At 68.4% G+C, this 12299-nt stretch carries 13 protein-coding genes; 3 read left to right on the forward strand and 10 right to left on the reverse strand.

Going from position 1 to position 12299, the window contains the following annotated elements; genetic code table 11:
• Positions 1 to 18 precede the first annotated feature (18 nt).
• The 4 genes from ACCO44_RS06210 to ACCO44_RS06225 form a co-directional block, all read right to left on the reverse strand.
• Entirely contained in the window at positions 19 to 222 is a 204-nt protein-coding gene (locus ACCO44_RS06210; RefSeq protein WP_029262377.1) for a hypothetical protein, read from the reverse strand.
• Positions 223 to 282: 60 nt separating this feature from the next.
• Positions 283 to 414: a hypothetical protein gene (locus ACCO44_RS06215; protein ID WP_258134278.1), complete on the reverse strand. Its 132-nt coding sequence runs from the start codon at positions 412 to 414 to the stop codon at positions 283 to 285.
• Between the two features lie 140 nt (positions 415 to 554).
• On the reverse strand, positions 555 to 830 hold the full coding sequence (locus ACCO44_RS06220; RefSeq protein WP_258134277.1) for a hypothetical protein: 276 nt from the start codon (positions 828 to 830) through the stop codon (positions 555 to 557).
• A gap of 334 nt (positions 831 to 1164) precedes the next feature.
• Entirely contained in the window at positions 1165 to 2565 is a 1401-nt protein-coding gene (locus tag ACCO44_RS06225; RefSeq protein WP_372468964.1) for a threonine/serine exporter ThrE family protein, read from the reverse strand.
• Between the two features lie 181 nt (positions 2566 to 2746).
• Between ACCO44_RS06225 and ACCO44_RS06230 the strand changes: the two genes are divergently transcribed.
• The gene (locus ACCO44_RS06230) at positions 2747 to 3001 is read left to right on the forward strand and encodes a hypothetical protein (protein WP_105710589.1); all 255 of its coding nucleotides are present in this window, start codon (positions 2747 to 2749) and stop codon (positions 2999 to 3001) included.
• On the forward strand, positions 2998 to 3498 hold the full coding sequence (locus ACCO44_RS06235) for a BLUF domain-containing protein (RefSeq protein ID WP_372468966.1): 501 nt from the start codon (positions 2998 to 3000) through the stop codon (positions 3496 to 3498). The genes ACCO44_RS06230 and ACCO44_RS06235 overlap by 4 nt, the downstream gene beginning before the upstream one ends.
• 39 nt (positions 3499 to 3537) lie before the next feature.
• Here ACCO44_RS06235 and ACCO44_RS06240 read toward each other — a convergent pair whose 3' ends face one another.
• The 6 genes from ACCO44_RS06240 to ACCO44_RS06265 form a co-directional block, all read right to left on the reverse strand.
• Positions 3538 to 4155 (reverse strand): TetR/AcrR family transcriptional regulator, encoded by a 618-nt coding sequence (locus ACCO44_RS06240; RefSeq protein ID WP_215070173.1) that lies wholly within the window; start codon positions 4153 to 4155, stop codon positions 3538 to 3540.
• A gap of 29 nt (positions 4156 to 4184) precedes the next feature.
• Complete coding sequence (locus ACCO44_RS06245) at positions 4185 to 6365, reverse strand: YhgE/Pip family protein (RefSeq protein ID WP_372468968.1); 2181 nt, start codon at positions 6363 to 6365, stop codon at positions 4185 to 4187.
• Positions 6362 to 9262: a YhgE/Pip family protein gene (locus ACCO44_RS06250; RefSeq protein ID WP_372468970.1), complete on the reverse strand. Its 2901-nt coding sequence runs from the start codon at positions 9260 to 9262 to the stop codon at positions 6362 to 6364. Before ACCO44_RS06250 ends, ACCO44_RS06245 begins: the two co-directional genes overlap by 4 nt.
• Positions 9263 to 9330: 68 nt before the next feature.
• Entirely contained in the window at positions 9331 to 9885 is a 555-nt protein-coding gene (locus tag ACCO44_RS06255; RefSeq protein ID WP_372468973.1) for a hypothetical protein, read from the reverse strand.
• Positions 9886 to 9963: 78 nt separating this feature from the next.
• Complete coding sequence (locus ACCO44_RS06260; protein WP_372468976.1) at positions 9964 to 10623, reverse strand: NADPH-dependent F420 reductase; 660 nt, start codon at positions 10621 to 10623, stop codon at positions 9964 to 9966.
• 11 nt (positions 10624 to 10634) lie between these two features.
• A complete protein-coding gene (locus ACCO44_RS06265) occupies positions 10635 to 11741 on the reverse strand; it encodes an LLM class flavin-dependent oxidoreductase (RefSeq protein ID WP_372468978.1) in 1107 nt (368 codons plus the stop codon).
• A 91-nt stretch (positions 11742 to 11832) separates the two neighbouring features.
• Between ACCO44_RS06265 and ACCO44_RS06270 the strand changes: the two genes are divergently transcribed.
• Complete coding sequence (locus ACCO44_RS06270) at positions 11833 to 12297, forward strand: MarR family winged helix-turn-helix transcriptional regulator (RefSeq protein WP_262001470.1); 465 nt, start codon at positions 11833 to 11835, stop codon at positions 12295 to 12297.
• The last annotated feature ends 2 nt before the right edge of the window (positions 12298 to 12299 follow it).

A 12299-nucleotide genomic window follows, 5' to 3' on the forward strand; every position in this document is an offset into this window, starting at 1 on the left:
ACCGCTGGTCCTCAGCGGTCAGTTCGTTCCGGGCGGGAGCTTGTCGACGCCGTGCCGGTTCGGCTTGCCGGGTTCGGCTGCCGTCTCGGGCGAGGCGTGGGTTTCGCCGACGGGTGCCTCGGAGGTCGGATAGCTCGGCTCTTCGATCTCGATCGCCTTGTCCCGCTCTTCGAGGGGAGGCAGGTGGTCCAGGGGCTGTTTGATGTCGTCTGGGTGTGTCATGCCCCGAGGATGCGACGCTCCGGAAGAGAACGCCAGGGGGTTGCGCACGTGCGAATCAGGTCACTCGTCCTGGTCGGCGACGTCGATATCGTCGTCCTCGTCGATGTCGTCATCGGTGGACGGCATGTCCGGGTCGATGCCGACGGCGTCGACGAGGGGCTGGTCATCGTGGTTGTTCTGCGGATCTGACATCAGAGACTCCGTTCGGACGAAAGGGATGGGGAGTTCAGTCTCGCCCTGCCGGCCCGGGCACGCGTGCCCATTGACAGACGCGTGCGCCGGGCCGGACAATCCCGACCCTCGTCGGCTCGCCCGCCGGCGTCTCGTCGACGTCAGGCGGTGGCCAGCGGGGGCAGATGCGGGATCGGAACCGGGCGTCCGGCACGGCTCGGCGAGTGGAACCGCTGCACGTCCTCCAGAACATCCGCCGCAGACATGTAGTAGGTCGCGAGCGGCAGGTCTCGTAGCCAGACGGCCTCGACCTCGACCGTGTCGACCTGATAGATGCAGGCGACCGTGCGGCGCGAGTCATCCGCGGCGTAGCGGTGGTCGAGGATCAGCCACTCGGTATCGGTGATCTTCCTGAGCTCGAATCGGGGATCGGGCATCGTGAACATCTCAACACTCCAATCAGTCGGCCGGCATCGGCTGTCGAGGAGCGCACCGCATCCGAGGATGCTGATCTCTGCATCGTGCGGTGGAACGGGCGCCCTTTCAGCCCGCCGGAATTCACGGAAATTATACGTCCGACCCGATATGTTGCTCAACTTCCGGTGCGCGTCGTTCGGGTGGGTCGCCGAGTGCACGGCGTGCCCTCGAGTGCACGGCTCGTCGACGCGGATAGCCCGTGCACTCGGCGACAAACCGTGCACTCGGCGGGGAGAGGAGCGAGAGGAGCGAGAGGAGTGAGAGGAGTGAGAGGAGGCGAGAGGGGACCGGGGGTCAGCGGCGGACGCGGGCGCGGGTCTTCGCCACGCTCGCGAGAGTCGCCCGCACCGGGGTGCCGAGGTAGAGGCCGAGCGAGGCGCCGGACGCCAGACCGATGCCGATCACTGCCGCGTCGATGAGCGATCCGCCGGCGACCAGCATCCCCGTGGACGTCCCGGTGGCGTGCACCATCTCCAGCAGGCCCTGGAACACGGCGACACCGGGAACGAGGGGGACGATGGCCGCCGTCGTGACCGCGACCGACGGGACGTGCAGGTTGCGGGCGATGAGCATCCCGAGGAAGCTCGCGAGCAGAGCGCCGACCGCGCTCGCCGCAGCCGGGTGCAGGTTCAGCGCCACCGAACCCGAGTAGCCCGCGAGGGTCACCGCACTGAGCAGCGCGCTCACCAGGATGATGCGGATGCCGGCGCCGTTGAACACCGCGACGGCGATCGCGATGATGATCGCGCCGACGAACTGGTTCAGGATCGGGCCGAACGGTGCCGGGTCGTCGGGGAGGTCCATGGTGAACCCCAGGACGCTCCCGAGTTCCAGGCCGACGAGGATGCCGATCACCACACCGAGGGTCTGCATCGTGAGGTCGAGGATGCGCCCGCCGGCGGTGAGTGCGAAGCCGTCGATCGCATCCTGTGCCGCGCCCACCACGGTGAGACCGGCCAGCATCAGCACGATGCCCGAGGCGACGATGATCGACGGACGGATTCCGACGAACGGCTCGATCCCCGCCGAGCCCAGCGCCGAGACGACCACCGCCACGACGGTGGTCACGAACCCTCCGGCGATCTGGCTGAAGAACAGCGGAACGCGGAGGCGAGCGAGACCCGCCTGGGTCAGAGCCGCGCACAGGGCGGCGACGAACGTGAGTCCGACGATGATCGGGGAGGCGCCGAGCATGATGCTTACGCCGACGGCGAGCAGGGCTCGGGCGACGATCACGACCGACTGCTGATAGCGGAACGGGACCCGGCGGATCGCTCGGAAGGTCGTGCGGGCGGATTCGAGGTCGAGCCCACCGTCGATGTCGGCGACCAGGGCCTGCACCCGCTGCAGCTTCGCGTGATCGGGGGCGGTGACCCGCACGACGCGCACCAGCGTCTCGGGCCAGACCTCGCCGCTCAGGTGGAACGACACCGTGATCGAGTTGTAGGTGACGTCGACCTGCACGCCCTTCATCCCGTACGCATCGCAGACGCGGGTGATGGCCAACGTCACCTCATGGGCCGAGGCGCCGACCGCGAACATCGACTCCCCGATCCTCGTCGCCAGGTCGAGCACCCGGGGCACCGTGCGCTCGTCGATGACGGGCAGGACCTCGGTGTGCGCGACCGTGGAGGGGTCGGTGTGCAGCAGGCGGCGCACAGCGGAGAGCAGCGGCCGGCGGGGTGTCGCGGACATATCGTCCATTCTCCCGGACGAGGGCCGCCGATCGAGGTGATCGAAGGCTCTGCTTTCGACGCGGATGCCGAATATCGTGCGGATCGTCGCTCCTGCAACCCCTACGGCGCGCGCTTAGCGCACCCTTGCGGCGGCTGTAAAGGGGAGCGCGCTGTGGACGGTGCGCACGTATCGTTCCAGAGTGCCGAACTCCGCCCGACCCGATCACGACGTCCTCTGGGCCTGCGTCGAGGAGGGCTTCCATGTCGGAAGCCGCCGCGGCGACTTCCTCGGATACATCGACAGGCAACCGGACGGAGGGTATCGCGCGTTCGATGCCCGGTCACGGCCCCAGGGTGACTTCCCGACGTTGCCGGCGGCCACGGCCGCGGTGGAGCAGCTGATGGTCGAGTCGTCGCCCGAGTTCCATGACGGCGAGCAGGGGGTGGCGTTGTGACCACGAAAGCCGACACCGGTCTGGTCTCGCTGGTTTACACCAGCACTGCTTCCCAGCCGTTCCGTGAAACCGCACTCGAGCAGCTCCTCACCGTGTGCCGGCGTCTCAACGATGGGCGTGCCATAACCGGCATGCTCCTTCATCGAGACGGGCGCTTCATCCAGGTGCTGGAGGGGCATCCGGAGACCGTCGCGGACCTCGTCGACGTCATCCGCAACGACTCCCGACACCACGACCTGCGCGTGCTCATGCAGGAGTCGATCGCCGAGCGCCGCTTCTCGGACTGGACCATGGGGTACCGGGTGTTGCATCGCGGCGAGAGGCGCCCCGAGGGGTACCGGGACTCGTTCGCCGACCTGGACGCCGGCTCAGACGTGGACACCCTCGTCCGGGCGCTGACCGAGCTCACCCTCTGGTTCCGGGTGCGCGCGGGGGATCGGTCGGTCACTGCCGAAGCTGTGGCGAGTCCGGGGCGGTTCGGCGAAGCGAGCGCCTGAACGATCACCAGCGGGCGCGAGCGTGCGCCCGCCGCGGCCTCAGTCCTGCGCGAAGATCTCGGGGTGCGCGCCGATGAGCTCGGCCTGCTCCGTCCACGAGAGGCCCACGATGCTCAGCACCACGCGGACGACGGTGGAGTCGGCATCGGTCGTGGTGAGCCGCAGCTCGCGCAGCGTGGCCCGCGCCGTCTCCTCGATGAGGAAGGCGAGCAGCTCGGCCGGCATGTCTCCGCGGAACGCCCCGGACTCCACTCCGGCCCGCGTCAGATCACGGATTCGTCGGCGCAGCGGTGCCAGGGCGAGCACGGTGTCGGTCAGATGGGCATCATCGAGGGCGATGTTGGCCGAAGCGCGCACGGCCGAGGCCTCCCGCCACAGCCGCGTCGCCATCCGCGCCAGCGTGACGCGGGGGTCGGATTCGTCGGTCGCCTCGGCGATCGCGTTGAACCGCTGCGCACCGACGGCGATCACCTCGCGCAGCAGGCTGTCGCGGTCGGCGAAGTGGCCGTAGACGGACCGACGCGTGAGGCCGGCGGCCTGGGCGATCACGTCGAGCGACGCCGTGGGGTTGGTCGCGAGCACCGACTGCGCCGCGCGCAGCAGGGCCTCGCGGTTGGCGAGCGCATCGCGCCGACGTCGGGGATTCGGTGCGGTCACTTCATGGTCCTTTCGCGGAGACACAGGAGTCACGACATCAACTTGGTCGACGCGAGTGCGTCGACGAGCTTGCGGTTGTACGTCATCAACGGGCGACGGAGCACGAGACCGAGGAGCAGCGCGGGGATGATGAACAGCGCGAGCGCGCCCAGCGACCACCAGAAGTCGCCCTGGTAGACGCCGGCGATCGCCGATCGCACCATGTTCACGGCGTAGGTCGCGGGCAGGAACGGGCTGATGCTCTGGAACCAGTCGGGCAGCAGCTGCAGCGGATACGCTCCGCCCGAACCCGAGATCTGGATCACCAGGAGCAGCACCGAGAGCGCCTTGCCCGCGTTGCCGAACGCGACCACGGCCGTGTAGACGATGAGGGTGAACACGGTCGAGATCGCCCACCCGGCCAGGATCAGCAGGAGCGGATGTGCGGGTTCGACCTGGACGAAGAGGATCAGCCCGAGCGTCAGCAGCGTGCTCTGTGCGAGCCCGACCAGGCCGAAGATGCCGTAGCGGCCGAGATACTTCTGCGTCGGGGTGAGCTCGGGGCGATCGGGGAGCGTCTCGGCGTTCACGTCGACGCGGATCGTCACGGTCATCAGCAGCGCACCCACCCAGAGGGCCAGGATCATGTACAGCGGTGCCATGGCCGCGCCGAAACCGGCCACGGGGAAGACCGCGGTGCGGTCCACGCGCACGGGTTCGGCGAGAGAGGTGGCGAGCACGCCGGGGTCGGCGCCCATCAGCTCGCTGAGATCGCCGGTGTCCGCGGCTTTCGTCATCGCCTGCTGCACGGTGTCGAACCGGTCGGCCAACGAGTTCAGCGATGCCGACAGCTGCGTCGTGGCCTCCTGCGCGCGCGACAGGGTCGACTGCACGGAATCGGATGCTCCGGAGAGGCCGGACGTGATGCCGGAGAGGTCGGAGCGGATCGCCGAGACGTCGGAGCCGATCTGCGTGAGGGTCGACGAGAGGGAGTTCAGCTGGGCTTTCAGCCCGTTGTCGTACGTGCTCCGTGCATCCGTGATCGCCTTCTTCGCCGCGGCGATCGCGGCGGTGATCTCCTGGTGCGAGCTCTGCGCCGAGTCGTTGCCGGCCGCGATCTCGGTCGCCGCGCTCTGGAGGCGCTCCTGCAGCGCCTGCTGCCGGGCGATGGCCTCGTCGAGTCGGCTGATCACGGCGTCGAAGTCGGGCTGCGCGGATTCGGGAAGGTTCGGTCCGACCTCGGTCTCCAGGGTGTTCTTGACCGCGGAGTACTGGTCGATCTGCTGCTGCACGCGCTCGGCGAGCGTGGTGATCGCCTGCACCTGGCTGCCGCTGAGCGAGTCGGCACCGGCGTACAGCTCGTCGATGCGCTGGCCGACGGCGTCGTAGCTGCTCGACGTCGCCGCGAGCGCATCCGTCAGGGACTGCGCCGCCGTCTGGAGGGTGGACTTCAGCGTGCCCGCCGCGTCCACCCCGCTGCCGAGCGCGCCCGAGGTGTCGGTGAACGCGTCACCGGCCGAGCCCACCAGGCCCGAGGCGCTGTCGAGCAGGGGCCGGCTCGCCTCCAGCAGCGCCGTGAAGCTGTCGGCCGTGTGCGCCCCGGACCGCAGCTGATCTCCCACGCTCCCGAGGCGGGCCTCGATGCGGGTGAGCGCTGCCTGCGTGTCCTCATCGGTGAGGTAGTCCGACATCGACGAGACGAGGCCGAGAGCCACGTCGCCGAGCGTCTGGGCGAAGGTGTCGCTGATCGCGGACGAGACCCCTTCCGCGCCCTGTCCGGTGATCTTCGGCGCCAGGGCGTTCTTCTTCTCGTTCGTGTAGAGCGCGATGTGCGTGCGGTCGCCGCCATCGGCGTAGAACGTCAGCATGTCGGCGCTGAACGTCTCGGGCAGCACGATCGCGGCGTAGTACTCGCCGGACTTCGTCCCGTCGATCGCGTCGTGCTCATCGGTGATGACCCAGTCGAGCTGGTCGTTCCCGCGAAGCTGGGAGAGGACCTGTTCGCCGACGTTCACGCGGATCGGCACGAGGTCGCTCTCATACCCGGCGTCGGTGCTCGCGACCGCGATCTTCAGGTCCTTCGTGTTCGCGAACGGATCCCAGCTGGCGATGACGTTGAACCAGGTGAACAGCGACGGGATGACGACGAGGCCGAACAGGACGATGCACGCCATCACGTTCTGGGTCGCGTGCCGCACGTCGCGGGCCGTCAGGTGCAGAATGTCCCTCATGCGCGGTCCTCCCCTTCTGCGGTCCGGTGTTCGTCTTCGTCGGTGAGTGGTTCTTCGTCCGCGAGATCTTCTTCTGTCTGCTCGGCGTCGTCCTGCTCGGCGGTCGGCCCGGCATCCGGTCCGATAAGGGGTTCCGCTACCGTCTCCGTCTCCGGATACGGCTCCGTGTCCGTCTCCGGGTACGGCTGCGTGTCCGGCTCCGGCTCGAACCACTCGGTGAGCAGGGCATCGGCCTCGGCGCCGGCGGCCGGAGCATCCGGAGCATCCGGGGCCTCGGGCGCCTCCGCCTCGGTCGTGGCGACCGGTGCGTACCGGACCGTGCCGAGCGGCCCCTCCGCTGAGGCGGGCATGACCGCGTCACGGCCGGCGGGACCGACGAGGGCGAGCTCACGCAGCTCGGCATCGTCGAGAGCCGCGACCTCCGCGCCGTTCTCGAAGCTGTGCTTGATGTATTCGATGGCCACGAGGAATCCGATGACGAGCAGGATCCAGAGCGTCCACAGGCCCAGCAGCAGCGCTTTCGATCCGGGGAGCGCCCAGGTGATGACTCCGAGCACGACGAGCCCGGCGACCCCCGTGAGCACCGTCGCCTTCAACAGGGTGGGGTAGCGGCGGGTGAACGGCTCGGCGCGTCGAGCGAGGTCTTCGCGGTATTCGCTGCGGTTCGAGAGCGCGCGGATCACGTCGGTGAGCCGGTACCCGCTGCCGACGACCTGCACCTTCTCGCCGATCAGCAGGTCGGTCGCGAGCACCTGCCGGTTGAAGAGCAGGGTGAAGTTCGCGAGCCGGCGCCGCAGGACGAGCCCGATGAGGAACGCCAGGGCGACGAACACGGCGAGGGCGCCCAAGTACCGCCAGTAGTGGCCGTCGTAGAACCCGCCGATCGTCTCGCGCATCGCGTCGATGCCGTACGAGAACGGGAGGAGCGGGTAGATCGCCCGGAAGAATCCGGGCATCAGCTCGATCGGGTACAGCCCGGATGCTCCGGGGATCTGCATGATGACCAGCAGGATGCACAGGCCGCGGCCGACGTGCCCGAACGCGACGCAGAGGGCGTAGATGATGCTCACGTAGGCGAGGGCGATGAGCACGCCGGTGCCGAGGAAGGCAGCGGCGCTGACGGTCTGCACGCCGATGATCAGGTTTCCGGTGCACACGATCAGCGCCTGGCCGACGGCGAGCGTCGCGAAGAGGAAGAAGCGGCCGAAGTAGGCCTCGCGCACGGTGACGCCCTCGACGCCCTCGGTGTCGACCTCGACGCGGAAGATCACCATGAGCACGAAGGCGCCGATCCACAGCGACAGGTTCGTGAAGAGCGCCGCCATCGCCGACCCATAGGTGTCGACGGGGAACACCAGGTGCTCGTCGACCTCGACGGGGGAGGAGATGAACTGGGCGATCTGCTCGGGCTCCAGGTCGGTCAGTGTGCCCAGCAGACCCCATTCGGATGCGGCGTTGAGGGCGACGACGTCGGTGCGCGAGGTCTGCAGCCCCTGCTCGATGCCGGCGAGGTCGCCGTCGAAGCTCTCCAGTGCCGACGAGGTGGCCACGAGCTGAGAGTCCAACCCGCCCAGCAGCTGATCGGCTTCGGCGAGCACGCCCTTCTGCGCATCCAGCGCCGCCGACAACGATCCGACGCTCGACGACAGCTGCGACATGGCGCTGTTCAGCGAGGGGACGGTGCGGGTGAGGATGTCGCGCATCGCCGACGACGCATCCCTGGTGTCCTGCATCGCCTTGTCGACCGCGTCGGCCGTCGCCTGGACGGAGCCCACGGTGTCGGATGCGCTGGCCTTGAGGTCCTTCAGGTCTGCGAGCAGCTGCTGGTCGGTGGCGTTGCGCTGCTGGAGCGAGGCGATGACCTCGGTGAGCTGCTGCTTCGTCTCGTCGCTGAGGTCGGTGTCGTCCACGAGCGCCTGCAGACGGGCGGCGGCCGCTTCGTTCGCCTCGAGCACGTTCGAGACGTCGTCGATCCCGGCGTCGATGCGCACACCCGCCTGCTCGAGGCTCTGGGTGAGACGGGTGATCGAGACGTTCGCCTTCGACGACGCATCGGCGAGCAGCGTGGTGCCCTGGAGGAACGCGGTGGTGGCGCTGTCGGTGAAGGCGATCACCTCCTTCTGCGTCTCGGCGATGATCGACTGCGTCTGGTCGAGCGACTTCTGCACATCGCCGAGCGTCTTGTCGACGTCGCCGAGCGTGCTCCGGGCGGAGGCGAGAGTGCCGCGAGACGAGGTCAGCCCGGCCTGCGTCTCGGCGAGGTTCTCGCGCGCCGACGAGATGGTCTGCGCTGCCTGGTCGAACGCGTTGAGGGTGTTGTCCCTGGCGTTCAGCAGCCGCAGCTCGGTGGAGTCGCCGACGTCTTTGAGGGCGTTCGTCGCGGCGAGTGCCACCTGCTCCTTGAAAGCGGTGGTGACCTGCTTGTCGAGTTCGGATGCGCCGACGTCGGTGATCTTGGGCGCGATCGCCCCGGCCTTCTCGTTGACGTAGTACTCCAGCGCCGGCTGGGTGAAGTCACCGCTGGTGATGCTGACCAGGTCTTCGCTGAACTGCGCGGGGATGACGATGGCGGCGTAGACGTCGCCCTTCTTCACGGCCTCCTGAGCCTCGTCCTCGCCCATGAACGTCCAGCCGAGCTGGTCGTCGTCCTCGAGCTGCGCGGTCACCTGCTCGCCGATGTCGATGTGACCGGTGAGGTCGGAGGTGGCGCCCTCGTCGAGATCGACCACCGCCACGCGGATGTTCGCGGTGTTCGCGTAGGGGTCCCAGAACGCGTTGATGTTGAACCACGCGTACAGGGCCGGGGTGATGAGCACCCCGATGATGATGATCCAGGCTTTGGGTACGCGGGAGAGTCTCTTGACGTCGCGCTTGTAGACCCGCCAGCTCTGTTTCACAGGACGAGTTTACACAATACGTGCACACGAGCGTGCAAGTTAGCTGAGTAAAGCGGTCGGGGCGTGCGTCAATTCAGGGTCGTGACCGTCAGCTCGTTGGTGGCGGTGTCGCACATCGTGAGCTGCCACACGGGCGCGCCGTCGTCCATCACGCGGGCCATCTCCACGATGAGCGGACTGGGGTATTCCTCGCCCGAGAGCTGCGCCGCGGCGTAGGCGCTGCTGCCGTTCAGCTGCTGCTCCGCCTCGGTGAGCTCCGTCTCGCCGGTCGAGAGAACCTCCAGGGTGCGGACGTCGACCAGCGACTCCCGGCCGAAGCTCGGGTCGTCGACCCGTTCGCCGAACGTATCCTCACGGGTGTCGGCGCTGCGCAGCCGCCACGCGAAATCGTCGTCGAGCCACTCGAGGCGCAGACCGACGATGGCGCCGCCGATCGCCTCGGACTCTCCGGGCAGGGACTCGAGGAAGTCGGACGGCCAGGAGACCTCCGACGGCAGGCAAGTGCCGGGGAAGTCGTCGCCGACGGCCGCCGGCGGGCTCGGAATCGCCGCGGAGCAGCCGGCGCAGGCCAGGATCCCTGCGAGCACGAGTGCGCTCGCGCGCAGCCTGGGGGGAGTGGGCATCGGTGCCTCCATGGTCGTCGACGGCTTCTGGGAGCCTAGCCGGGCCAGCGTCGTCGCCCCCGCCCGGACCTCCGGCGGTCATCGCGGCGGGATCGGCGAGGCGATTCCGATCAGTCCGCGCAGCTCGTCGGCGGTCACGTCGGCGCCGAACGCGGGGTTCCCGGGTTGGAGCGCAGCTCCGGCCGCCAGAGTGTCGATGAGCACGGCGTCGAAGCCGAGCCTGTCGATCAGCTCCGCGACGCGGGCGAGGTCGGCGGACTTGTCACCCGCGACGGCGATGGCCTTGCGCCCGGGCGCTCCGGCCGGTCGGGACTCGTCTTCGAGGTCGTGATAGCCCATGTGGTTCAGGGCCTTCACGACCCGCGACTCCGGCAGGAACTCCTGCACGAGCTCGCTGGTCGAGGTGCGTGGATCGCTCAGGTCGTCACGGATCCCGTCGGTCTCCCACCAGTAGTTCATGGCGTCGAGCACCAACGTCCCGCGCAGCTGCTCGACCGGAAGCGTGCGGTACTTGCCGAGGGGAAGGGCCAGGATGACGGCATCCGCCCCGGCGGCCGCGTCCGCGGCCGTCACCGCGCTGGCCCCGGGGGCGAAGACGTCGATGGTGAGCGCGATCCTCTCCGGAGCGCCCGAGCCGGCGATGAGCACGCGGTATCCCGCGGCGAGGGCGAGGCGGGCGATCGTGGTGCCCACCTTGCCCGCGCCGAGGATGCCGATGGTTTCGATGGTGTCGTTCATGGTGATCTCCCTCACGCGTGGACGGCCTTGCCGTCTTTCGTGATCCGGGCCACACCCGGGTCGGCGAACGCGCCCTCTCCCGGGTCGTCGGCGAGCAGTTCGCGCACGCGCGGGGCGACCTTCTCTCCGAAGAGGCGGATGCTGCGCTCGCGCACGTCCTTCGGCAGGTGCATGATGTCGTACTTCAGGTCGAACCGCGACAGATGATTGCTCCGAACGGCGGCGGCGAGCTTGTGCGCGACGGTCTCGGGGGAGCCGACGTAGAGGGCGCCGGTGTCGACCTCCTCTTCGTAGCGCTCGAGCGTCGGTGCGTAGAACCCGCGCTCCTTGCTCATCTGAGTCACGACCGGCTCCCAGTGCTTCCAGTGCACGATCTTCGCCTCATCGTCGGTGTCGGCGATGAGGCCGAGCGAGTGCTGCCCGATCGGGAGTTCCGCCCGCCTGAACTGCTCCAGTGCGCGCAGGTACAAGCGGGCGTGGCCGGCGAAGCGCTCGGGGCGTCCGCCGATGATCGCCATCATGAGGGGCAGTCCGTGCTCGGCGGCGCGGATGACCGAGTCGGGGCTGCCGCCGATACCGATCCATGCCGGGATGCCGCCCTCGGGCATGCGCGGATGCAGGCGCACGTTCTCGAGCGGGCTGCGGTAGTTGCCGCTCCAGGTGACGCTGTCCTCGCGCATCAGGCGCAGGAAGAGGTCGAGCTTCTCCTCGAAGATCCGCTCGTACTCGGCGATGTCGTATCCGAAGAGCGGGAAGGACTCGATCGCCGACGCCCGCCCGAGGATGAGCTGGGCGCGTCCGTTCGAGAGTCCGTCGACCGTCGCGAACTCCTGGTACAGCCGCACCGGATCCTGCGTCGAGAGCACGGTCACCGACGAGCCGAGCCCGATCGTCGACGTGGCCTGCGCCGCGGCCGCCAGCAGCACCGGGGTCGCGGAGTCCATGTGCCCCTCGCGGTAGTGCTCGCCGACGCTGAAGACATCCAGGCCCACCGACTCGGCGAGCTGCGCCTCTTCGACGAGCAGCCGCAGCGTCTCACCGTCCGACAGGATGCGACCGCCGTCCGTCGCCACCTCGCCGAAGGAGTTCAGCCCGAACTCGAGTTCCGTCATGTCCATCACGACCCTTCTCCACGGCACCGGTCCCTCCGGATTGACGTGTCAATACCTTGCAACCGTAGAATTGACATATCAATTCCCAGGAGGTGTCATGATCGAAGAACGTCGTCGCCGCACGCCGACGCCCGAGCAGCTGCGCATCTGGCGGGACTTCATCGAGACGAGTGAGGTCCTTCGCTCTCGTCTCTCCGCACAGTTGCAGAGCGAGTCGTCGCTCTCCTCCGGCGACTACCAGGTGCTGCTCGCGCTCAGCGAAGCCGACGGCCGCAGGGCGCGCTCGTCCGAGCTCGCGACGCTGATCGACTGGGAGCGCAGTCGGCTGTCACACCACCTCGGACGGATGGAGAAGCGCGAACTCATCCGACGAGTCCCGTGCGCCGACGGCGTGCACGGCGTCGACGTGCTTCTCACCGAGACCGGAGCCGACGCGTTCCGGGCCGCGAACGTGCCGCACCTGCGCGCCATCCGCTCGCTGTTCGTCGACGCGCTCTCGCCCGAGCAGCTCGCGCAGGTCGACGACATCACCACTGCGCTGCGCAGGAACCTCGAAGGCTGATC

This window comes from Microbacterium maritypicum (assembly GCF_041529975.1).
GTDB lineage: Bacteria > Actinomycetota > Actinomycetes > Actinomycetales > Microbacteriaceae > Microbacterium.